Source organism: Saccharopolyspora endophytica, from assembly GCF_018070075.1.
GTDB classification, from domain to species: domain Bacteria; phylum Actinomycetota; class Actinomycetes; order Mycobacteriales; family Pseudonocardiaceae; genus Saccharopolyspora; species Saccharopolyspora endophytica.
In genome coordinates this window covers 138,266-160,742 of sequence record NZ_JAGPXE010000012.1, presented here as the reverse complement: position 1 = coordinate 160,742, position 22,477 = coordinate 138,266, and the positions used below count along the sequence as shown (strand labels likewise).

The following is a 22,477-nucleotide window of genomic DNA, read 5'->3' as shown; positions in this document are numbered from 1 at the left end:
ACCTGGGGGTTTCCGCGATGACGACACCACCACCGCCTCCCGCGCCGGACGCGGGTGTTGCCGGGCAGACCATCACGGTCAACAAGGACAACGTCCTCCAGGTCCGCAGGACCATCCTGGCCGCGGCCGAGGACGCCCGCGAGCGGTTGTACGGCCTCGCCGCCAGCCTGCAGGTCGTCCCGCCGGCTAACGATGACGTCAGCAAGCACGCCGCGAACACCTGGACCGCCTACCTGCTGGGCAATCCCGATTCGCACTTCAACCGGCTCATGCAGTACGTGGACAACGTCGTGCAGCTCGGGGAGCAGCTCGGTGAAGCGGCCAAGCAGTACGGCTACACCGACGAGGAGATCAGCGCCTCCTTCCAGCTGACGCGAGGATCGAAGTGAGGGGAACCCCGGTGCGAATGCGTACCTGGCTCGCAGCGGCGGCTGCCGGTGCGACTCTGCTCGCCGTGACCGGTTGCACCGTCAACGGTCCCGATCCGGCCCCGGCGCCGAGTGCTCCCGCTCCCGACGAGTCGATGAAACTGCCGCAGCGGCCCAAGGATCTGGCAGTCGCGGGCAAGCGGGACGATGACGTGTGCACTTGGCTGAGCGCCGAGCAGCAGCAGTCGTTGCGGGTCAGCGGCGCACAGCCGGTGATCAAGGACGGGGACAACTACAACGGTTGCGGCTACCTCGGCGATACCGGCGCGGCACGCTTCGCCATCGGCGTGCGCATCGTGCCTGAGCCGATCGAGCTGTTCCTGCAGAAGATCAATTCCAGCCCGGGAACGCGGCAGGTCTACGAGCTCAACGGTTTCGGCACCGTGCAGAGCCAGATCGGCGGCGGGGAGAGCCTCGGTTGCGACGCGTTCATCGACGCGGCGCAAGGCCAGACGGTCTGGGTCAACATGCAGTTGCAGACGCCCGGTGCCATGAACGCCGACCAGATGTGCGAGAAGGCCCAGACGGCGGCGCATTCCGCCGTCAGCACGTTGCAGGCTCAGAGCTAGGGGGCTGGCGTGACCTACATCGACCCGATCCGCGACATCCGCTTCAAGGGGATGGACATCCCCGAGCTGCAGGAGTGGATCGCTCAGATCAAGCAGGGCCAGGGGACCCAGGCGATGCAGGGAGCCGTTCGCGCGTTGGACAAGTGCGTGCAGGTCGTGGTCGACCTCGACGACACGCTGCGCCGCGAGCTCGGCAAGCTGCACGTCGAGTGGGAGGGCAGCGCGGGCAGTCTCGCCGCCGAGGCGACCCGGCAGCAGAGCGTGGCCCTCGGCAACGCCCCCGACCCGCTCGCGGTGTCCGCGAGCAGCGTCGACGCGCAGGCCGGCGGGTACGAGTCGGCGCGGCACCGGCTGCCCAACGCCGAGGAGCTGCGGCACAAGCAGTCGGAGAACGTCTTCGAGTGGGCCGGCGGTGGTTTCGGCTACGAGAGCGACTACGACGAGGAAGCCAAGAAGATCGAGGCCGAGAAGCAGGCCGCGCAGGCGGCGCTGTCGAACTACCGCGACACCTCGGTCGAGCAGGCCCAGGCCTACCAGCCGCTGCCGACGATGCCGGCCGCCGCGGTGGTGCCCGCGGCGTCGTCCGGGGCCACGCCCTCGGCCGGGGTCGGATCGTTCGGGACCGCCACGGGTGGCTCGCAGGCAGACCTCGCCGGTGGCGCGGTCGTCGGCGGTGCGATCGCCGGTGGCACGGTCGCCGGCGGTCAGGTCGGGGGAGGTCAGGTCGGGGGTGACCGGCCGGGTGCGCCGCGGACGCCGGTCGAGCAGCCGTCGGCCGGGCAGCCGCCCGCGGGGAGGCGTCCCGGAGACCAGGAACGTCCCGGCCAGGGCGAGGACGAGCACGCCGCCGAGTTCGACGCCGATCCGGACCCGCAGGCCGGGGCCGATGACGGCGGGGTCAGCACGGGAACGGTCCTCGGCATCGCCGCCGGTGGTGCGGCGGTGGCCGGGATCGGCGCGTACGCGGCGAGCAAGGCCCTCGGCGGCCGGCTCCCGGCGACCGCGTCCGGCCCCAAGGTCGTGCCCGGCGCGGGCGAGGCGAAGACGCCCACGCCGCGGGGCGGGACCATCGGCGGAGGTCCGGGCGACACGGTGGCGGGCAAGGCCGCGGGCAGCACCCCGGGCAGCCGGCCCGCGCCGGGATCGATGATGTCGCCGGCGGCCACGCGCGGCGAGAAGCCGGGTGAGGACTCCGAGCACGAGAACAAGTACACCGCCGAGGAAACCCCGTTCGACGACGACCGGCTGGTCGCTCCCGCGGTCCTGGGCCACGTCGAGCCGGCGGCCACCGAGGGCGAAGACGAGGACGACGACGCCGAGCCGGAGAAGCAGGACTGACGTTGCGCCCCGGAGCCGAAGCCGACCCGATCTACCTGTCCGCGCTGGAGTTCGACGTCGTCTGCGAGGCGGCCGGGTTCGACGAGCGGCGCCACATCATCCTCGACGTGCCCAGCCCGGGTTCCACCTACACCGAGCGCGCGGAACTCGTCGCGCAGGCGTGGGAGTCGTTGCGGCACAAGCGACTCGCCGAGACCAGGCGCGATCGTGTCGAGGTGGAGTTCGCCGACCTGCTCGGACTGCTGGACCGGCCGCAGCGCAGCATCGACGTCCGCATCTGGGCCGATCGCCCGATCCGCGCGCTGGCCTGCGCGAACGGCGGTGAAGGGCTGCTGACGGTCGTGGACGGCGACGTGGTCGAGATGACTCCGATCCGGGGCGGTTCGCTGGCCGAGGCCGCCGTGTCGGTCGCCGGTGACGTGCCGCCGGGTCCCGGGCGCGCGGTCAGCCTGCCCAACGGCGCTCTGCGCAAGGCCTCGGACGTCGCCGGAGCGGGGAACCCGCTGGTCTTCACCGACGAGCTGCGCCTCCTCGGCGTCGCTCACGACGACGCGGCGGACGTCGCGAACATGGCCAACAACATGGGGATTCGCGGCCAGTTCGGGGCCGAGGGCAGCGCGGGCCGCGGCAAGCCCGCTCGCGCCGGTCGCGTGGTGGCCTTCCACGACACCGATCGCGGCCGCTACCTGCACGTGGTTCGCAGCAGCGGTGACGGCCGGGCCTGGAGCACCATCGCACCGGCCGACAACGGCCGGCTCGCCGAGTACGTCAGGGAGCTCCTCGCCGAGGTCTGGGACGACTCCGCGGCCCACGACTTCAGTGGAAGTCCGTACCCCGATTTCCACTGAAATCCGGTCACCCCGGGGCGGACGGCGTGGGCAGTGCGCGGTTGTGGTTCGAACCGTCCGTGATCGATCCGGGTCGATTCGGGCCGCAACCGCTCGGTGCCGTGGGATCGGAGATCGGGGTGCGGGGCGGCGGAATTAGGGTGGGGTCGTGTACTCGGAGTTGATCTCGCGGGCGAAGCGCCTCGCGGAGAGCGGGAATCGCGCGATCCTGGGGATCGCCGGAGCGCCCGGAGCGGGCAAGGGCACCGTGGCCGAGCGGGTGCTCAGCGCGGTCGCCGACTCCGCCGTGCTGGTGCCGATGGACGGGTTCCACCTGGCCAACGAGCAGCTGCGGCGGTTGGGCCGGGCCGACCGCAAGGGAGCGCCGGACACCTTCGACGCCGCCGGGTACGTCGCGCTGCTGCGGCGGATCCGGGAGGGATCGGAGGCCGTGTACGCGCCCCGGTTCCACCGCGAGATCGAGGAGTCCTTCGCCGCCGAGATCGTCGTGGAGCCCGACGTCCCGCTGGTGATCACCGAGGGCAACTACCTGCTGCTGGACACCCCGCCCTGGTCGCAGGTGCGCGGGCTGCTCGACGAGTGCTGGTTCCTCGCGCCCGACGACGAGTTGCGCGTGCAGCGGCTGATCGACCGCCACGTCCGCTACGGCCGGTCGCCGGAGGCCGCGGCCGAGTGGGTCCGCCGCAGCGATGAGCGCAACGCCGCCCTCGTCGCGGGCACCCGCCACCGCGCGGACCTCGTCGTGGAGGGCGACCCGAGCTGACTCAGCGCTTCCGGAGTTCCGCGCGCACGTCGTCGGGGATGCGGCCGGTGTGGTCGATCGGCGTCCACGCCTCGCTGCGGATCCACTGCGAACCGCAGCCCCGGCAGGCCAGCAGCGGAAGCCCGTCGAGCTGCGCGGGAGTCCGGTGCCACGAGCACAACGACCGGCACGCGTGCACTGCCAGCGACATCAGTTCGACGTCTGGGTCGCGCTGGGGCCGTGCGTGGCGGTGGGCTCCGGCGGGTCCGGCTCGGTCGTGGTGGTCGGCGTCGGCGACGGGCGGGTGGGCGACGGCCTGGTCGGCGTCGGGCGCGGCGTCGTCGTGGTCGGGCTCGGAGGTGGCGGCGGCGGTGCCTGCGTCGCCGACGGCGTCGTCGACGACGAGCTGCGCGTGGTCGACGATTCCTCGCTGGTGGTGGAGGTCTCCGAGCTCGTGGTGCCGGTGATCGGCGGGCCCGGGGGCATCGGCGGCGCGGTCGTGTACGAGGTGGCGCTGGTGCGCGTGGTGGTGGGGTGCAGGGTGATGTCCGGGCCCGCGGACTCGCGCCTGTCGGATCCGGCCACGACCGCTGCGGTCGTCGCGAAGATCGTGGCCACCGCGATGCCGGACGCGGCGAGCATCACCAGGCGCTTCGGCCGGGCGTCCGGGTCTTCCACGTCTAACGGGTCCATCGGTGCCCCAACTCGTGTCGGTTTGTCCTCGTCCCCCGCGGTCACCGGCTCGCGCCGGGATCTGGCGGATCATACCGGCAGCCGGATTCGTCTCGATCAGCTGCCGGTGATGTGACCTCGGGGCGCGCGCGGCATCATCGGGGACCGTGACGGAATCGGAACGGGCACGACTGATCGCGCGGGTGCACGGACAGGTTCAGGGCGTGGGTTTTCGCTGGTGGACGCGATCTCGCGCGCTGGAGCTGGGACTCGTCGGCAGCGCCACCAACCTCCCCGCGAGCCGGGTCGAGGTCGTCGCCGAGGGGCCGCGGGAAGACTGCGAAAAACTCCTGGAGGCGCTGCGTTCCGGCCGGACACCCGGTCGGGTGGATCACGTCGCCGAGCTGTGGCTGCAACCCAAGGGCGGCCTGACGGGCTTCGTCGAGCGGTAAACTGCTCGGACCTGAGGACGAGTCTTAGGCGGCTCGGTCCGTGTGGTCTGTGCTTGCGCTCTCGTCTCACGGCTGGCTGCGGTGAGACGGGTCGCTTCGCCCACCACTAGGTGGGGTTGGGGCATGTTTACGAATACCCACGCCGAGCGCGCGCGGTCGCGCACGTTGACCCCGGCGACGACGTCAGCTGGTCCAGCGAGACCGCACCGACGACAAGAAAAGATATCCCGGGTGGGCCGGTTGGCCCGCTCGGTGTGTCCACACCCCCGCAGTGGGCAGCGGTGCGAGGTGTAGGCCGCGTCCACCTCGATCACCGGCACCCCACACGCTGCGCCTTGTACGCGATGAACGTGCCGAGCTGGTGGAACGGCCAGGACGATTGTGTGGCCCGCTGGTCGCGTCGAACCGTGACCCGCTCACGGATGCCCTTGAGGTCTTCGAGGGCGATGCCGCGTTCGGTGCGTTGGGCGACGGCCACCACGTCCTTGGCGATCGAGTGATTGATGTGCGCGGCGTGCCGCGCCTCCCGCTTGGCTCGCTTCTTGAGCAGGCGTGCGGCGGAGCGGGTGCGCTTGGCCTGGATCTCTGCCTTCTTCCGAGCCTGCCACCGGCGGTAACGATTCAATCCACGGCCGGAATAGTTGGTCGCATCGCTGGTGGTGGCCAGGTTGTTGATCTCCCGGTCCACCCCGACCCAATCCCGAGGCTCGAACTCCGGTTGCTCGGGAATGTCGCAGACGGCGAGCAGGAACCACTTGCCATCCCGGAAAACCAAGTCAGACTCTCCCCGACGATGCTCGACCAGGGGCCTCAGATCGTTGGGCGAGGCGGCGAACGCGACGTTCTTCAACCGCCCGTGCACGGTCCAGATCGAGACCGTGCGCTGGTCGTAGTTCCACGACAAACAACGGTCGTCGAAGGTGTGCGCCGCATCCATGCGGAACTCGATCGGCTTCGACTCCGCCTTCACACGCCGCTTCGAACCCGTCTTGCCCAAGTTCCCGTGGTAAATGTTGCCGCGCAGGGTGGCGTAGGCATCGGCGACACGCTTGATGATGTGTTGCGCGGCCTGAGCCCCGAGACCACGGCCCCTGAGGTCGGCGTAGCACTCCGACCGCAGCCGCTTGACCTCACCACGAAGACCGCAACGTTCGAAACCGGTCCGGGAAACGTCGTTGGCGGCTCGGTTGACCGTGCGCAGGGTCGCTTCCAGCGCCGACGCTTGCGCCGACGTTGGGATCAGCTTCACCTGCACCATGATCTTCACACCCGGACTATGACAGCGATCACCGACAAAGCCCTTTGACAAGCAGACGATCATGGCTGAGAGCGAGTCAGGTGCGGGGCGCCGTTCCTCGTGCATCGGGAACTCAATTTCCGCACCGGAGCCGGCCGGAGGATCCTGCGTCGAGCGCTGAACCAGCGGTTCTGCGTCGGGCGGACCTCGATCGACGGTAGAGTCTCGCGGACGTGGTCGCGTAACCGACGGGAAGGTCGACGGCAGCCGTGCATCTCAAGAGCCTGACGCTGAAGGGGTTCAAGTCCTTCGCCTCGGCCACGACGCTGCGCTTCGAACCCGGCATCACCTGCGTCGTCGGCCCCAACGGCTCCGGCAAGTCCAACGTCCTCGACGCGCTGCGCTGGGTGATGGGCGAGCAGGGCGCGAAGGACCTGCGCGGCGGCAAGATGGAGGACGTGATCTTCGCGGGCACCGCGGGCCGCGCCCCGCTGGGACGCGCCGAGGTCACGCTGACCATCGACAACGCCGACGGCGCGCTGCCGATCGAGTACACCGAGGTCTCCATCACCCGCCGGATGTTCCGCGACGGCGCCAGCGAGTACGAGATCAACGGCAACACCTGCCGGTTGATGGACGTGCAGGAACTGCTGTCGGACTCCGGCATCGGCCGCGAGATGCACGTCATCGTCGGCCAGGGCCAGCTGGCGTCGATCCTGCAGGCCAAGCCGGACGAGAACCGCCGCCTCATCGAAGAGGCCGCCGGCGTGCTCAAGCACCGCAAGCGCAAGGAAAAGGCGCTGCGCAAGCTCGATGCGATGCAGGCCAACCTGACGCGTCTGACCGACCTCACCAGCGAGCTGCGGCGACAGCTCAAGCCGCTGGGCAAGCAGGCCGAGATCGCCCGCAAGGCGCAGACCGTGCAGGCCGATCTGCGCGACGCCAGGCTCCGGCTGATCGCCGACGACCTGGTCACGGCCCGCGCGGACCTGGCCCGCGACGAGGCCGACCAGGAGACCGCGCGTGCCAAGCGCACCGAGGTCGAGCGGGCCCTGCAGTTCGCCCAGTCCGAGGAGAAGAGCCTCGAAGAGGCGGTGGCCGCCGACGCGCCGCGCCTGAACAAGGCCCAGGAGACCTGGTACCGGCTGTCGGCGCTGGAAGAGCGCCTGCGCGGCACGCTGCGGCTGGCCGCCGAACGGCACCGGCACCTCACCGAGCAGACCGAGGAGCAGCGCTCCGGTCGCGACCCCGACCAGCTCGACGCCGAGGCCGAGGAGGCCGCCGAGCAGGAGATCGAGCTCCGCGAGCAGGTCGAGGAGGCGCGCGAAGCCCTGCAGGACGTGGTGCAGCGCCGCTCCGAACTGGAATCGCAGCTCAAGCAGGCCGAGCAGGCCCACATGGCGGCGGTGCGGGCCATCGCCGACCGGCGCGAAGGCGCCGCCCGCCTGTCCGGCCAGGTCGAGTCGCTGCGCGGGAAGGTCAGCGACAGCGCCGACGAGATCGAGCGCCTCAGCGAATCCCTGGAGGAGGCCACCGCTCGCGCCGAGGAGGCGCACGGCGCGCTGGCCGATGCCGAGGAGGAGAGCGGCGGCTACGACTCCGACGACGCCGGCTTGCAGGAACGCCGCGAGAACGCGGCGCAGGCGCGCGACGCCGCCCGCGCGCGGGTGGAGGAGCTGGTCAAGCAGGAGCGCGCCGCGGAACGCGAGATCGCGTCCTGGAAGGCGCGGGTCGAGGCCCTGTCGATGGGGCTGCAGCGCAAGGACGGCGCCGGCGCGCTGCTGGCCGCCGGTGACCGGGTGCCCGGCCTGCTGGGATCGGTCGCCGCGCTGCTCACCGTCGAAACCGGTGCCGAGGCCGCGCTCGCCGCAGCGCTGGGCGCGGTCGCCGACGCGGTCGTGGTGCGCGGTGTCACCGACGCGGTGACCGCGCTGAACCTGCTCAAGTCCGACGACGCGGGCCGTTCCGGAGTGGTGATCGGCTCCGACGCCGACGTCGACCGCTCGCACTGGCCGCGGCTGCCCGGTTCGGCCCGGTGGGCCGTGGACCTGATCACCGCCCCGGACGAGCTCCGGGGTGCGGTGCTCAGCGCGCTGGACCAGGTCGTGGTGGTCGACACCCTCGACGCCGCGCGGGAAGTCGTGCAGGCCCACCCGAGCGTCCGGGCGGTGACCTCGACCGGTGACGTGCTCGGCGCGCACTGGGCCACCGGCGGTTCGGACGACAAGCAGAGCGTCATCGAGGTCCGCGCCGCCGTCGACGAGGCCGAGAGCGAGCTCGCCGCGGCCGAGCGCAGGCTGGAGCAGCACTCGGCCGCGCTGGAAGGCGCCCGCGCCGAGGAGGAGTCGCGGCGCGCCGAGGCCCGTGCCGCGCAGGAGCAGATCAACGAGGCCAAGGTCGCCCGCGCCCGCAGCACCGAGCGGCTGTCGAGCCTGCAGCGCGCCGCCCGCAACGCGACCTCCGAGGTCGAGCGGATCTCCGAGCAGCGCGTCAAGGTCGAGCAGACCCGCGACCAGTCGCTGGTCAAGCTCGCCGAGCTCGAAGAGCGCCTGGACGCGGTGAAGAACGAGCAGGAAGAGGCCGCCGAGCCCGACACCGACGAGCGCGACCGCCTCTCCACCGAGCTGACGGCCGTGCGCCAGCAGGAGATGGACGCGCGGCTGACCCAGCGCACCGCCGAGGAGCGCGCCCGCGCCGTGCAGGGCCGGGCCGATCAGCTGCGCCGCGCCGCGCGTCACGAGCGCGAGACCCGCGCCCGCGCCGCGGCCGCCCGCGAGGCCCGGGAGCGCGCCGCCCGCGTCACCCGCGCCGTCATCGACGGAGCCGAGATCGCGCTGGAGCGGATCACGGTGTCGCTGCAGGCCGCGACCGAGGAACGAGACGTCGCGCAGGCCAAGCAGAGCGAGCACGAGCAGGCCCTCGGTGTGATCCGCGCGCGCGTCCGCGAGCTGTCCGGTGAGCTGGAGAAGCTGACCGACGCGGTGCACCGCGACGAGGTGGTGCGCGCCGAGCAGCGGCTGCGGATCGAGCAGCTCGAAACCAAGATCATCGAGGACTTCGGGATCGGCCTGGACGACCTGGTCGACGAGTACGGCCCGACCGTGCCGGTGCCGCCGAGCCCCGCCGAGGTCGCCGAGTACGAGGCCGCGAAGGAACGCGGCGACGAGGTCAGCGCCCCGCCGCCGGTGCCCTTCGACCGGGCGACCCAGGAGCGGCGCGCCAAGCGCGCGGAGAAGGACCTGTCGCTGCTGGGCAAGGTCAACCCGCTGGCGCTGGAGGAGTTCGCGGCGCTGGAGGAGCGCTACAAGTTCCTGTCCACCCAGCTGGAAGACCTCAAGGACAGCCGCCGCGACCTGCTCAGCGTGGTCAAGGAGGTCGACGAGAAGATCCTGGAGGTCTTCAGCTCGGCTTTCGAGGACGTGGCCAAGGAGTTCGAGGTCGTCTTCAAGGTCCTGTTCCCGGGTGGCGACGGCCGCCTCACCCTGACCGATCCCGGCGACATGCTCAGCACCGGTGTCGAGGTCGAAGCGCGTCCGCCGGGCAAGAAGGTCAAGCGGCTGTCGCTGCTGTCCGGTGGTGAGAAGTCGCTGACCGCGGTGGCGATGCTGGTGGCGATCTTCCGCGCTCGCCCCTCGCCGTTCTACGTGATGGACGAGGTCGAGGCGGCGCTGGACGACACCAACCTGCGGCGCCTGATCACGCTGCTCGACCAGCTGCGCGCCACCTCGCAGCTGATCATCATCACGCACCAGAAGCCGACCATGGAGATCGCCGACGCGCTCTACGGCGTGACGATGCGCGGCGACGGCATCACCCAGGTCATCTCGCAGCGCCTGAAGGGCAAGGCGGACAAGAAGTCCGACGAACCCGAGCCCGAAGGCGCCCCGGAGGAAGGTGACGTCGCCTCGGTCCTGGACTGAGGACTGTTCAGGGCAGCCCCTAGATCCCGCCCCAGGCGTAACCGATGCCGAAGGCGACGAGCGCGGCCACCAGGACGATGCCGAGCATCAGCGCCCAGCCCGGTGCCGTCTCCCGGTGCGGGTGCCGCATCACCTCGTGATCAGCGGTGATGCGTTGCGGTGCGGCGCGGTTCCACAGCTCGGGGCGGCGCATGTCCGCCTGGCAGTCGGCGCATTCGGCCAGGTGCGTGCGCATCATCAGCCAGTCGACGTCGTCGAGGTCGCCGACCGCGTAGGCGTCCAGCCTGCTCTGGAACTCCCGGTGATCGGTGCCGTGCGCGGTGGGCGATCCGGCCCGGCTCCTGTGGACGAACATCCTCATTGCTCCTTGATCGGCTCGTCGTCACCAGGACTGAAGGGCTGTGCGCAGGCATTGCGGATGGGGGTTTGGGGGCAGGGGAACGCATGCGCGAAGATGAGCGTGATCCGGCATCTCACCGGGCGAGGAGTCGGCGTCGTGCTCCCGCGAGCACCACCCCGAGTGCGGGGACCGAGGCAGGCACTAGGAGATCTTGATGACCAACCCGTACGGCCCCCCGCCAGGGCAGTCGCCGTATCCGCAGCAGGGCGCCCAGGTGCCCCCCGGCTACGGTCCGCCGTCCGGCCCGATGCCGCAGCAGCCGATGCCGCAGGGCTACCCGCAGCAGCAGGGTTATCCGCCGCAGGGCTACCCCCAGCAGGGCCCCGGCTACCCGCAGTCCGGCCCGATGCCGCAGATGCCCCCGCAGCAGATGCCTCCGCACCAGCAGATGCCGCAGCAGCAGATGCCCCCGCAGTTCCCGCCGCCTCCGCCCGGCATGGGACGTCTGCTGATCGACTGCTCGTACCACTGGCTGATGCTGGCCTTCCTGCTGTTCAAGCCGCAGGTGACGATCAACGGCCAGCCCGGCCCGGTGCTGACCTGGGGCAAGAACCCGATCGACCTGCCGCCCGGGCAGCACCAGATCCGGGTCCACGTGAACTACCTGTGGAAGATCGGTTACGCGACCGCGGTGATCCCGGTCGGAGCCGGCCAGCAGCTCGACGTGTACTACAAGCCCCCGGCGATGGTCTTCATGGACGGCGCCATCGGCCCGACCCCGCAGGAGACCCCGGGACTGGGCCTGACCATCGGCATCAGCATCGCCGTGTTCGTCCTGTTCCTCCTCGTCGGCCTCCTCCCCCTGGCCTTCGCCTGATCCACGAGCACAACGCGGCCCCCGGTGACTCACCGGGGGCCGCGCTCGCGTCCAACCCCGAACACGGCCGTGATCAGGTACCCGATTGCGGCCGTATTCGAGGCTCTGGCCGGGGTTGGGGTGCGGATTACCGCAGTAATCGGGGACCTGATTACTGCGGTAATCCGGGTTAGACGGTTTCGGGGACGGTTTCCTCGGTGTACCGGCTGTGGCGGAGGGACAGCAGGCCGCCGACCACGAGGGTCACGATCACTCCCAGCGGGGTGTACCAGGGGAAGGCCAGCGAGGTCTCGCCTCCTTCACCGTCGGGGAAGCTCACCCCGATGACGAAGTACAGCACCACCGCGATGGTCGCGACGAAGGCGATGATCGCGTCGGCCTGCCGAGCGCGCTTGACCAGCAGCCCCAGCAGGAACGCCCCCAGCAGCGCGCCGTAGGTGTAGCTGGCGATGCTCAGACCGACCTCGACCACCGGGTTCTCGGTGCTGGTGAACATCGACGCGAACACCACGAACACCACCGCCCACACCAGCGTCCACAGCTTGCCCATCTTCAGCACGGCCGCGTCGTCGAGCGGTTTCTTCGACAGCCGCTGGTAGAGGTCGCTGACCGTCGAGGTCGACAGCGAGTTCAGCGAGGACGCCAGGGTGCTCATCGCGGCGGCGAGGATGCCGGCGATGAACAGCCCGGAGATGCCCGGCGGCAGGTCGTTGACGATGAACTGCGGGAACAGCTCGTCGGAGCTGGCCAGCCCCATCGACTCCGGGGTGGCTCCCTTGAAGAACGACCACAGCATGGTGCCGATGAACAGGAACAGCCCGAACTGCAGGGCCACCACGACACCGCTGGCGATCAGCGCCCGCCGGCCGTCCTTGAGGTCCTTGCAGGCCAGCAGGCGCTGCACCATCAGCTGGTCGGCGCCGTGCGAGGCCATCGCGAACACCGCGCCACCGATCACCGCGGTGAAGAACGCGTACTGGTCGGTGATGATCGACGAGGAGAAGTCCAGCAGCTGGAACTTGCCCTCGGCCATCGCGGTGGAGAACCAGTCGCCGGGGAGCTTGCCGAACAGGATGATCCCGGCCAGGATCGCGCCGCCGATGTAGACGAACATCTGGATCGCGTCGACCCACACCACGGCCTTGATGCCGCCGAAGTAGGTGTAGATCACGGTCAGGACCGCCAGCAGCGCGATGATCTGCCAGTACGACAGGTGCACGTCGAACGCCGCGAGCATCACCTTCACCGGGATCGCCGTGGCGAACAGCCGCAGGCCGTCGGCGAGCAGCCGGGTGATCAGGAACGTCACCGACGCGGTGCCCTGCAGGCCGGTTCCGAAGCGCTGGCCGAGGAAGGCGTAGGCGCTCACCAGGTTTCCGGCGAAGTAGCGGGGCAGCAGCACGAAGGAGACCACGATGCGGCCGATCAGGTAGCCGATCGCCAGCTGCAGGTAGGTGAAGCTGCCGAGGTAGGCCACCGTCGGCACGCTGATCACGGTCAGCGTCGAGGTCTCGGTGGCCACGACCGAGAAGCACACGGCCCACCAGGGGAGTTGCCGCCCGCCGACGAAGTAGTCCTGCGAGCTCTTCTGCTTGCCGCTGAGCAGCAATCCCAGGGCCGGCATCGCGATCAGGTACAACCCGATCACGACGAGGTCGAGCGATCGCATCTGGCCTCCTAGTTCGTTGCGGCGGACCGCATGATCAGCCGTCGTGGCTGGGTGGTGGCGGGTTCGGGCAGTCGCAGGCCGGTCGCTCCCGGCGTGATGCTGCCCAGGACCCGGGGACCGGCGGCCCCCGTGGTCCCGGGTGTGTTGCCGGGGAGCCCGTTCCAGGTCAGGAAGCCGAGCAGCGCGGTGAGCAGGGCTTCCTTGCTGTCGGCGGGCATCCCGAGATCGTCGCTGAGCAGCACCGGGACGTCCAGCTGTCGGCGAAGTGCAGCCAGCAGCACGGGGTTGCGCACGCCGCCACCGGCGACGACGACGCGTCCGGCGCCTTCGGCGCGGCAGGCGTCGGCGACGGTGCGCGCGGTCAGCTCGGTCAGGGTCGCCAGCAGGTCGGCGTCCGAGACGGGATCGCCGAGCTCGTCGAGCGCGCGGGCGAGGTAGGCGGAGTTGAAGTGCTCCTTGCCGGTCGACTTCGGCGCGGGCAGCCGGTAGTACTCGTCGTCCAGCAGGATCGTGAGCAGGTCCTCGCGCACCGTCCCGGACGCGGCCAGCGCGCCGTCGGTGTCCTGCGGCTTGCCGGTCCGCTGCTGCGCGGCGAGGTCGATCAGGGCGTTGCCGGGACCGGTGTCGTAGGCCAGCGGCTCCGGCCCGCCGACCACGGCGATGTTGGAGATCCCACCGATGTTCAGCGCCACCGGGGTGTCCGGTGTCCCCGATTTCAGTGGAACTCCGGTCCCCGATTTCAGTGGAACTCCGGTCCCCGATTTCCACTGAAATCCGGGGTCTCCGAGCCAGAGGGAGTCGAGGACGCCTGCGAGGGGAGCGCCGTGGCCGGAGGCGGCGACGTCGCGGGTGCGCAGGTCGGAGATGACCGGCAGGCCGGTGGCCTCGGCGATCCAGGCCGGTTGACCGATCTGGAGGGTGCCGTGGGCGCGGCCGCCCTCGACCCAGTGGTAGATCGTCTGGCCGAGCGAGGAGACGAAGTCGGCTTCGCCGCCCGCCAGATCCACGCCCAGGAGCGCGGCTTCGGCGAAGCACCGGCCCACGCGGGTGTCCAGGCGGCAGAAGGTCTCGGCGTCGAGAGTGCCCGGCGGCAGCGCCGCGAGGAGGTCTTCGCGCAGGTCGGCGGGGTAGTCGAGGGTGCGGTCGCCGAGCGGGCGGAGCTCGATCGTCTCGCCGTCCAGGCGCATTTCCGCCGCGACGACGTCGATGCCGTCCATCGACGTTCCCGAGAGCAGCCCCACCACTCGCCACCAGCGCATACCTGTGGTGTATTGCACACGGGCATGAAAAAGCAAGCACTTTGTGGCCATTGTTGGTGAATTGCTCACGTGACTGCCCGGCAGGTGCCTGGTGGAAGCGGTTAGAGCAGGTGGGAGGATGGGCGGGTGACCACCGAAACCCTGATTCTGATCGTCGTCGTTGTCGCGGTGGTGCTGGCTCTCGCCGTGGTCGCCGGTGTGGTGCTCAACCGCCGTCGGCGGATCAGCCTGCGCGAGAAGGACGAAGCCGACGCGCCCACCGCCGTCAAGGGCGGCGGCTACCAGACCGGTAGCGGCATCAGCTTCGCCAGCGGCGCCGCGACCGCCGAGCCCGAGGCCGCGGCCGAACCCGCCGCGCCGGAGCACCCGGTCGAGGAGCGCACCGAGGTGGAGGGCCAGCCCGGCGTCGGTGACGACGCGGCGGTCCCGCGCGACACCGAGCGGCGCGGCATCGTCGACGTCGAACTGCCCGAGGACACCGCGACGGCCGAACCCGTCGCGGAACCGGAGGTTCCCGCCCAGCCCACAGCCCCGCCGGAGCCCGCGGCTCCGCCGGAGCCCGAGGCGCCCGCCGCCGAGGTGGAGGAGATCGAGCCCACCGCCGGTCGCCTCGAACGGCTCCGCGGTCGGCTGTCCCGCTCCCGCACGACCTTCGGGCAGAGCCTGCTGGGCCTGCTCGGCGCGGGTGACCTCGACGAGGACTCCTGGGAGGAGATCGAGGACACCCTGCTGATGGCCGACCTGGGCGCGGCCACCACCACCGAGATCACCGAGCGGCTGCGCTCCGAGATCGCCTCCCGCGCCGTGCGCAGCTCGGAGGAGGCCCGCACCGTCCTGCGCGAGGTGCTCGTCGACGCGCTCGGCAAGGACATGGAGCGCTCGGTGCGCGCGCTGCCGCACGGCGACCCGGCCGACGGTGGCAAGCCGGCGGTGCTGCTGGTCGTGGGCGTCAACGGCACCGGCAAGACCACGACCACCGGCAAGCTGGCCCGCGTCCTGGTCGCCGACGGCCGGACCGTGCTGCTCGGTGCCGCCGACACCTTCCGCGCCGCCGCCGTCGAGCAGCTGGCGACCTGGGGTGAGCGCGTCGGCGCCGAGGTGGTGCGCGGCAACGAGGGGGCCGACCCGGCGAGCGTGGCGTTCGAGGCCGTCAGCCGGGGCAGCGACAGCGCCGTGGACGCGGTGCTGGTCGACACCGCCGGCCGGTTGCACACCAAGACCGGCCTGATGGACGAGCTCGGCAAGGTCAAGCGCGTCGTGGAGAAGAAGGCCCAGGTCGACGAGGTGCTGCTGGTCCTCGACGCCACCACGGGGCAGAACGGGCTCATGCAGGCCCGGGTGTTCTCCGAGGTCGTCGACGTCACCGGCATCGTGTTGACCAAGCTCGACGGCACCGCCAAGGGCGGCATCGTCTTCCAGGTCCAGCGCGAGCTCGGCGTCCCGGTCAAGCTCGTCGGCCTCGGCGAGGGGGCGGACGACCTCGCCCCGTTCGAGCCCGGAGCGTTCGTCGACGCCCTGCTCAACTGACCCGCATCGCGACCGCGATTCGAAGCCCCCGGCACGGCTCGCCGGGGGCTTCGTCGCGCCGGGGCCCCTCCGCGAGGACGGCAATTCGAATTTCGCGCGAAATTCGAGTCCGAAAGATCCCGGTCGAATTTCGCGCGAAATTCGAACGGTGGCCCTCCGGATGGCGGGTTTGGGGTGTTCGGGGGCATTTGCGCGCCAGGTGTGCAGGTTCACTGCGCGAGAGTTTGTGGTACGGGCGTTCCATGTAGTTGAGTTGAGCCCGCGACGCCGCCGAGCGGATCTCGTCGCAGTCCGACCAGCTCTGCAGTCTGACCAGCTCTTTCGGGAAGGAACGTCGCGTGGGTACCGGAGTCCAGGGGGGAGCGCCGCGGACCCAGCGGGTCACCGCCATCGTGACCGTGGTCGTGGTCGTGCTGGTGGCCTTGGCGTTGCGGCCACCGTTCACGGCGGTGGCGCCGCTGCTGGACCGCATCCAGCGAGACCTCGGGGTGACGGGGACGTTCAGCGGGGTGCTGACGACCCTGCCGGTGGTGTGCCTGGGCGCGTTCGCGTTCGTCGCGCCGCGGCTGCGCCAGCGCTTCGGCGATGAGCGGGTGCTGCTGGGCTGCCTGGTGGTGCTGCTGATCGGCAATTCGCTGCGCGCGTTCGGCGACATCCCGACGCTGCTGGCGGGAACGGTCGTGGTCGGCGCGGGCATCGCGGTCGCCAACGTCGCCGTGCCCGGCCTGATCAAGCGCGACTTCCCGCACACGGTCCCGGTGGTCACCGCCGTCTACACGATGTGCCTGACGCTGGGCGGCGCGTTCGCGGCCGCCGCCGTGGTGCCGATCGGGCACGCGCTGGGCTCGGAGTGGCGGGCGCCGCTGGGGCTGTTGGCCGTTCCGGTGCTGGTGGCCCTGGTGATCAGCCTGGTCGCCGTGCGCGGCAGCGCGGTCGCCGCGCCGAAGCCGGTCAGCCCGGGAATCCTGTGGCGCAGCCCGCTGGCCTGGCACCTCACCTTCTTCATGGGCTTGCAGTCCTCGCTGGCCTACGTCGTGTTCGGCTGGCTGCCGACGATGCTGCAGAGCCGGGGGATGAGCCCGGAGCTGGCGGGGCTCGCGCTGGGCGTGCAGGCGGCGATCCAGGCCGCCGGGTCGATGTCGATCCCGCTGCTGTGCCGGCGCTTGCGCGACCAGCGGCCGATCATCGTGGTGCTGGCGCTGATGCTCATGTTCGGCTTCGGCGGAATCCTGCTCGGCCCCACCGGACTGCTGTGGCCCGCGGTGGTGGTGCTGGGGCTGGCCCAGGGCGCGGCGTTCGGCCTGGCGCTGACGCTGCTGGGGCTGCGCTCGCCGGACAGCGACACCACGACCGCCTTGTCCGGAATGGCCCAAGGTGGGGGTTATCTCATCGCTGCGGCGGGCCCGCTGCTCATCGGTCTGCTGCACGACGTCTCCGGCGCGTGGACGCTGCCGCTGGTGCTGATCCTGGCCTGCTCAGCGGGCTGGCTGGGCTTCGGGCTCTCCGTCGGCAGGCCGGTCCAGGTCCCGTCGGTGATCGGCCGCGTAACACCGAATTGACCTGCGCACGTCCCCGTAACAGCGGGTGGGTCACATTTCACGCCTGCGTTACAGCACGACGCTTCGCCTGAAACAGGCATTTCCCAAGATGCGGCCCAACTCGGTTCGCACGGGGAGGCAATGTGAATTCAGGCGATACCGCATGGGTGCTCGTGAGCGCCGCTCTTGTCCTGCTGATGACTCCGGGGCTGGCGTTCTTCTACGGCGGCATGGTCCGGTCCCGGGGCGTGCTGAACATGCTGATGATGAGCCTCGGCTCGATCGGCGTGATCGGCGTGCTGTGGGTGCTGTTCGGCTACTCGATGGCCTTCGCCACCGACATCGGTGGGCTGGGGCTGCTGGCGAACCCCTTCGAGAACTTCGGTCTGGCGGGCCTGCTCGGTGAGGACTCGCTGTCGGGCACGATCCCGTCGCTGGCCTTCGTCGGTTTCCAGGCGATGTTCGCGATCCTGACGGTCGCGCTGATCTCCGGCGCCATCGCCGACCGCGCCCGCTTCGGCCCGTGGCTGCTGTTCGCCGCGCTGTGGGCAGTCGTGGTGTACTTCCCGGTCGCGCACTGGGTCTTCGACTTCGACGACACCGACGACGCGGGCAACGTGACCGGCGTCGGCGGCTGGATCGCCAACCGCCTGGCCGCGATCGACTTCGCGGGTGGCACGGCGGTCCACATCAACGCCGGTGCCGCCGCGCTGGCCCTGGTGCTGGTGCTGGGCAAGCGCAGGAACTGGCCCAAGGGCGTCGGCAAGCCGCACAACCTGCCGTTCGTGGTCCTCGGCGCCGGCCTGCTGTGGTTCGGCTGGTTCGGCTTCAACGCCGGCTCGGCGCTGGCCGCCGACAACACCGCGGCGTTCGTCCTGGTCAACACGCTGGTCGCCACCAGCGCGGCGATGCTGGGCTGGCTGCTGGTGGAGCGGCTGCGCGACGGTCACGCCACCACGCTGGGTGCGGCGTCGGGCATCGTGGCCGGTCTGGTCGCGATCACCCCGGCCTGCTCGTCGGTGACGCCGCTGGGCGCCATCGCGATCGGTGCGATCACGGGCGCGGCCTGCGCGCTGGCGGTGAGCCTGAAGTTCACGTTCGGCTACGACGATTCCCTCGACGTCGTCGGCGTCCACCTCGTCGGTGGCCTGCTGGGCACGCTGCTGGTGGGTCTGTTCGCCTCGGCGGAAGCCCCGGCGGGCGTGGCGGGCCTGTTCTACGGCGGTGGACTGGATCAACTGTGGCGGCAGGCCGTCGGAGCCTTCGCGGTGCTGATCTACTCGTTCGTGCTCAGCCTGCTCCTGGCCCTGATCGTGAAGGCGACCATCGGCTTCCGGCTGAGCGAGGAGGACGAGGCCGCGGGCATCGACGAGACCGAGCACGCGGAGACCGCGTACCACTTCGGGGATGACCGATCCGCTCGGCGAGCCGCTGCTTCGGCCGGCGACGTCGAAGACCGCAAGCTGGAGGGCAGCCGCGCATGAAGCTGGTGACCGCGATCGTTCAGCCGCAGAAGGTGGACGATCTCAAGGACGAGCTCGGCAAGCTGGGCGTGCTGGGCATGACCGTGAGCGACGCCGAGGGCTACGGCAGGCAGAAGGGCCACACCGAGGTCTACCGGGGTGCTGAGTACTCGGTGGACTTCATCGAGAAGTCCCGCGTGGAGGTCCTGGTCGACGAGACCGACGTGGACAAGGTCGTGGAGGGGATCGTCAACGCCGCCCGCACCGGCAAGGTGGGCGACGGCAAGGTGTGGGTGACCGCGGTCGAGAGCGTCGTGCGGGTGCGCACCGGCGAGACCGGCGTGGCCGCCATCTGACCTGATCAGACCCCATGGAGCGCCTCCCGGCCGAGAGCCGGGAGGCGCTCTTGGTCGTGGTCGTCGGCAGCTTCCCCCGGAGCGGATGCGTACAACTACGCAGTCGCATTCGGGCAGCTTCACGGTCTCGCGCGGGCGCTGGTGCGGGCAGACTTCGTGGTGCGACGCGGTGATCAGGGAGGACCGGGGATCGCGCCCGTACTGGGGGTCGGGCGGGCTTCGCGGGGCTCCGCGATCGCAGGAGGGGGACGTGGGAGGCGGGGGACAGGGCCTCCCACGTGTGAACCGGGTGCGGGACCCCGTAACGCACCGGGGAGTTCGACGAGGCGGCCTGCTCAGGGGGAGCGGGCCGCCTCCTCGTCGGTGCGGCGGTGATCACTTCCCCGCCTTCCATGATCGGGAGCGCGTAACCTGGAGTCCTGGTGGACATTTCGGACGCATCTCCCGTCGCTGCCGACCCGACGCCTTCGGTGCGGGTGGGTCGCCGTTCGCTGGTCGTGCTCGCCGGTGTGCCCGGTGCGGGCAAGAGCACCGTGCTGGCCAAGATGCGCTCCGGCGAGGACGTGGTCCGGCTGGATTCCGAGCAGGTGCGCGCCAGGCTGCGCTCCCTCTCTCCCGGCATCCCGTACCGCTACTACCGGCCGCTGGTGCACCTGCTGCACCGCTCCCGGATCCTGTGGGCGTGCCTGGTCGGCCGCGGCCCGGTGGTCGCGCACGAGCCCGCGACCAGGGCGAGCACGCGGCTGATGCTGCTGGTCTTCGCGCGCCTGAGCGGGCGGCGGACGGTGCTGCTGTGGCTGCACGCCGACGCCGACTCGGCGCTGGACGGGCAGCGGGCGCGGGGCAGGCTGATCCGAGCGAGCTCCTTCCAGCGGCACGTGCTGCGGGCCGAGCGGATGCACCGGCGCCTCCTGGCCGGTGAGCGGCTGATCGGCTGGCGCCGGGTGCACCTGTTCACCCGTTCTCAGGTGGCCGATGGCCTGCGGCTCGACGTGGAGACGTGACCTGCGTCCCCTTGGGCAGGGGCGGGCCGACATCAACTGATCGCGATGACTACCCTGGACCCCCGGTGCTGCGGCCAGATGTCGCTGCGCCAGGCTGAGATTTTTCGAGCTGCGGGTCACTGGCAACAGGGTGTGCGTCGGGTGGAGCGCGCGGTTCGACAAGCGCAAGCGGAGTCCAAGCAGGTTCGCCGCACGCCACCGAGTGGACGCACAGCCCCGTCAGCACGCGCGGGGTGGCGCCGGACCTTTATTCCGCGATCAGCCCACCGCCGACCCACCTAGGGAGACCCGCGTTCCGCATGCCTACTTTCGCTGAACTCGAACTCGACGAGCGCGTCCAGAAGACGCTGACCGAGATCGGGTACGAGGCCCCGTCGCCGATCCAGGAGCAGACGATCCCGCTGCTGCTGGAAGGCCGCGACGTGCTGGGCCTGGCGCAGACCGGTACCGGCAAGACCGCCGCGTTCGCGCTGCCGATTCTGTCCAACATGGACCTGACCACCACCAAGCCGCAGGCCCTGGTGCTGGCGCCCACCCGTGAGCTGGCCATCCAGGTCTCCGAGGCGTTCCAGCGCTACGCCTCGCACCTGCCCGGCTTCCACGTGCTGCCGATCTACGGCGGCACCGGGTACGGCCCGCAGCTGGCGGGTCTGCGCCGCGGCGCGCACGTCGTCGTCGGCACCCCGGGTCGGCTCATCGACCACCTGGAGAAGGGCTCGCTGGACCTCAGCGCGCTGAAGAACCTGGTGCTCGACGAGGCCGACGAGATGCTGCGCATGGGCTTCATCGAGGACGTCGAGAAGATCCTGCAGTCGGTTCCCAGCCAGCGCCAGGTCGCGCTGTTCTCGGCGACGATGCCGCAGGGCATCCGCAAGATCACGCAGAACTACCTGAACAACCCGGCGGAGATCTCGGTCAAGACCAAGACCTCCACCGCCACCAACATCAACCAGCGGCACGTGCCGGTGCGCGCCTCCAACAAGCTGGACGCGCTGACCCGCATCCTCGAGGTCGAGACCTTCGACGCGATGATCGTGTTCGTGCGCACCAAGCAGCTCACCGAGGAGCTCGCGGAGAAGCTGCAGGCGCGCGGTTTCAGCGCCTCGGCCATCAACGGTGACATCGCCCAGGCCCAGCGCGAGCGCACCATCGGTCACCTGCGCGACGGCAAGATCGACATCCTGGTGGCCACCGACGTGGCCGCGCGCGGTCTCGACGTCGAGCGCATCTCGCACGTGCTCAACTACGACATCCCGCACGACACCGAGTCCTACGTGCACCGCGTGGGCCGCACCGGTCGTGCCGGGCGCAGCGGCGAGGCGATCCTGTTCGTCTCCCCGCGCGAGCGCCACCTGCTGCGCGCCATCGAGCGGGCCACCCGCCAGCAGATCACGCAGATGGAGCTGCCGAGCATCGACGCGGTCAACGACCGCCGTCTGGCGAAGTTCGCGCAGAGCATCACCGACACGCTGGCCAAGGGCGGCCTGGAGGTCTTCCAGGAGCTGGTCAACGAGTACGAGCGCACCCACGACGTGCCCGCCTCGGAGATCGCCGCGGCCCTCGCCGCGATGGCCCAGGGGGAGCGCCCGCTGCTGCTGGAGGCCGAGCCGGAGCCGGCGCGCCGCGACGGCCCGACGTTCCACAGCAACAACGCCGACACCGAGACCTACCGGGTCGAGGTCGGCCGCCGGAACCGCGTCACGCCGCGCGCCCTGGTCGGTGCGCTCGCCAACGAGGGCGGTGTGCCCAGCAAGTACATCGGGCACATCGACATCCGCAACGAGCACACGCTGATCGAGCTGCCCGCGGACCTGCCCGAGGAGCTGCTGACCAAGCTGCGCGCCACCCAGGTGGCCGGTCGTGGCCTGAAGATCACCCGCGCCGACGGCGAGTTCATCAGCCGCCGCCCGCGCCGCCCCGCCGGCAACCGGGACCGCGACAACAAGCCGCGCCCGCACCGCAAGGGCCAGGGCACCGCCCAGCGCTCCCCGCAGCAGCACCGCACCGGCCCCAAGCGCGACCTCCGGCACACCGGAGCCTAAGTCCGAGTTCTCTCGGTTCGACTGCAAGCGGCGTAGCCGCGAGCTGCGAGGCCACCCTCGCAGCTCGCACCGCCGCGGGTTCTGACACGCCTTCTGGTGAGGACAGCCGCAGCGTTGTGTATTGGCATACATGAGTCGCGGATCCCGGAGCCAGGAGGCGTGTCAGGTTCCGCTACCCGCACCGCCAAGCAAACCG

21 protein-coding genes are annotated in these 22,477 nt (G+C 70.5%); 15 read left to right on the top strand and 6 right to left on the bottom strand.

All coding sequences use genetic code 11. The features are described 5' to 3' along the window. The first annotated feature begins 17 nt into the window (after positions 1-17). From KBO27_RS25335 to KBO27_RS25315, 5 genes are all read left to right on the top strand, one after another. Positions 18-389 carry a hypothetical protein gene (locus KBO27_RS25335; protein WP_210972374.1) on the top strand — a complete coding sequence of 124 codons (372 nt, stop codon included), beginning with the start codon at positions 18-20 and terminating at the stop codon, positions 387-389. Positions 390-406: 17 nt separating this feature from the next. Beyond that, entirely contained in the window at positions 407-997 is a 591-nt protein-coding gene (locus KBO27_RS25330; protein ID WP_246538024.1) for a DUF3558 family protein, read from the top strand. 9 nt (positions 998-1,006) lie between these two features. Continuing rightward, positions 1,007-2,335: a hypothetical protein gene (locus KBO27_RS25325; protein ID WP_210972372.1), complete on the top strand. Its 1,329-nt coding sequence runs from the start codon at positions 1,007-1,009 to the stop codon at positions 2,333-2,335. Positions 2,336-2,337: 2 nt separating this feature from the next. Beyond that, positions 2,338-3,183, top strand: coding sequence for an ESX secretion-associated protein EspG (locus KBO27_RS25320; RefSeq protein ID WP_210972371.1), 846 nt, complete (start codon positions 2,338-2,340; stop codon positions 3,181-3,183). A gap of 148 nt (positions 3,184-3,331) precedes the next feature. Then, the gene (locus KBO27_RS25315) at positions 3,332-3,946 is read left to right on the top strand and encodes a nucleoside/nucleotide kinase family protein (protein WP_210972370.1); all 615 of its coding nucleotides are present in this window, start codon (positions 3,332-3,334) and stop codon (positions 3,944-3,946) included. A gap of 1 nt (position 3,947) precedes the next feature. Here the strand turns inward: KBO27_RS25315 and KBO27_RS25310 are convergent, their stop codons facing one another. Continuing rightward, positions 3,948-4,136 (bottom strand): hypothetical protein, encoded by a 189-nt coding sequence (locus KBO27_RS25310; protein WP_210972369.1) that lies wholly within the window; start codon positions 4,134-4,136, stop codon positions 3,948-3,950. Between the two features lie 33 nt (positions 4,137-4,169). On the opposite strand from KBO27_RS25310, the gene KBO27_RS25305 reads away from it, so the two are divergent. Together KBO27_RS25305 and KBO27_RS25300 are read left to right on the top strand one after the other, a co-directional pair. Continuing rightward, the gene (locus KBO27_RS25305; RefSeq protein WP_210972368.1) at positions 4,170-4,733 is read left to right on the top strand and encodes a hypothetical protein; all 564 of its coding nucleotides are present in this window, start codon (positions 4,170-4,172) and stop codon (positions 4,731-4,733) included. A 31-nt stretch (positions 4,734-4,764) separates the two neighbouring features. Further along, the gene (locus KBO27_RS25300; protein ID WP_210972367.1) at positions 4,765-5,049 is read left to right on the top strand and encodes an acylphosphatase; all 285 of its coding nucleotides are present in this window, start codon (positions 4,765-4,767) and stop codon (positions 5,047-5,049) included. Here the strand turns inward: KBO27_RS25300 and KBO27_RS34870 are convergent. After that, the gene (locus KBO27_RS34870) at positions 4,989-5,354 is read right to left on the bottom strand and encodes a zinc ribbon domain-containing protein (protein ID WP_372448881.1); all 366 of its coding nucleotides are present in this window, start codon (positions 5,352-5,354) and stop codon (positions 4,989-4,991) included. The genes KBO27_RS25300 and KBO27_RS34870 overlap by 61 nt on opposite strands. A 5-nt stretch (positions 5,355-5,359) precedes the next feature. Next, positions 5,360-6,316: an IS200/IS605 family accessory protein TnpB-related protein gene (locus tag KBO27_RS25290; RefSeq protein WP_210972365.1), complete on the bottom strand. Its 957-nt coding sequence runs from the start codon at positions 6,314-6,316 to the stop codon at positions 5,360-5,362. 239 nt (positions 6,317-6,555) lie between these two features. Between KBO27_RS25290 and smc the strand changes: the two genes are divergently transcribed. Beyond that, positions 6,556-10,206 carry a chromosome segregation protein SMC gene (gene smc, locus KBO27_RS25285; protein WP_210972364.1) on the top strand — a complete coding sequence of 1,217 codons (3,651 nt, stop codon included), beginning with the start codon at positions 6,556-6,558 and terminating at the stop codon, positions 10,204-10,206. 19 nt (positions 10,207-10,225) lie between these two features. Here smc and KBO27_RS25280 read toward each other — a convergent pair whose 3' ends face one another. Beyond that, positions 10,226-10,561, bottom strand: coding sequence for a zf-HC2 domain-containing protein (locus KBO27_RS25280; protein ID WP_210972363.1), 336 nt, complete (start codon positions 10,559-10,561; stop codon positions 10,226-10,228). 199 nt (positions 10,562-10,760) lie between these two features. On the opposite strand from KBO27_RS25280, the gene KBO27_RS25275 reads away from it, so the two are divergent. Beyond that, positions 10,761-11,423, top strand: coding sequence for a hypothetical protein (locus KBO27_RS25275; RefSeq protein WP_210972362.1), 663 nt, complete (start codon positions 10,761-10,763; stop codon positions 11,421-11,423). A gap of 169 nt (positions 11,424-11,592) precedes the next feature. Here KBO27_RS25275 and KBO27_RS25270 read toward each other — a convergent pair whose 3' ends face one another. Both KBO27_RS25270 and KBO27_RS25265 read right to left on the bottom strand, forming a co-directional pair. After that, a complete protein-coding gene (locus KBO27_RS25270) occupies positions 11,593-13,092 on the bottom strand; it encodes a sodium:solute symporter (protein ID WP_210972361.1) in 1,500 nt (499 codons plus the stop codon). Between the two features lie 8 nt (positions 13,093-13,100). Next, positions 13,101-14,351, bottom strand: a complete 1,251-nt coding sequence (locus KBO27_RS25265) for an anhydro-N-acetylmuramic acid kinase (protein ID WP_210972360.1) — start codon at positions 14,349-14,351, stop codon at positions 13,101-13,103. A 126-nt stretch (positions 14,352-14,477) separates the two neighbouring features. On the opposite strand from KBO27_RS25265, the gene ftsY reads away from it, so the two are divergent. The 6 genes from ftsY to KBO27_RS25235 all read left to right on the top strand — a co-directional run bounded on the left by ftsY (position 14,478) and on the right by KBO27_RS25235 (position 22,281). Continuing rightward, complete coding sequence (gene ftsY, locus KBO27_RS25260; RefSeq protein WP_210972359.1) at positions 14,478-15,878, top strand: signal recognition particle-docking protein FtsY; 1,401 nt, start codon at positions 14,478-14,480, stop codon at positions 15,876-15,878. A 338-nt stretch (positions 15,879-16,216) separates the two neighbouring features. Beyond that, a complete protein-coding gene (locus KBO27_RS25255; protein WP_307870606.1) occupies positions 16,217-17,437 on the top strand; it encodes a CynX/NimT family MFS transporter in 1,221 nt (406 codons plus the stop codon). 122 nt (positions 17,438-17,559) lie between these two features. Continuing rightward, on the top strand, positions 17,560-18,900 hold the full coding sequence (locus KBO27_RS25250) for an ammonium transporter (RefSeq protein ID WP_210972358.1): 1,341 nt from the start codon (positions 17,560-17,562) through the stop codon (positions 18,898-18,900). Continuing rightward, positions 18,897-19,235, top strand: a complete 339-nt coding sequence (locus KBO27_RS25245; protein WP_210972357.1) for a P-II family nitrogen regulator — start codon at positions 18,897-18,899, stop codon at positions 19,233-19,235. Before KBO27_RS25250 ends, KBO27_RS25245 begins: the two co-directional genes overlap by 4 nt. 422 nt (positions 19,236-19,657) lie before the next feature. Then, a complete protein-coding gene (locus KBO27_RS25240; protein ID WP_307870605.1) occupies positions 19,658-20,239 on the top strand; it encodes an AAA family ATPase in 582 nt (193 codons plus the stop codon). A 299-nt stretch (positions 20,240-20,538) separates the two neighbouring features. Next, on the top strand, positions 20,539-22,281 hold the full coding sequence (locus KBO27_RS25235; protein ID WP_210972356.1) for a DEAD/DEAH box helicase: 1,743 nt from the start codon (positions 20,539-20,541) through the stop codon (positions 22,279-22,281). Positions 22,282-22,477: the final 196 nt, after the last annotated feature.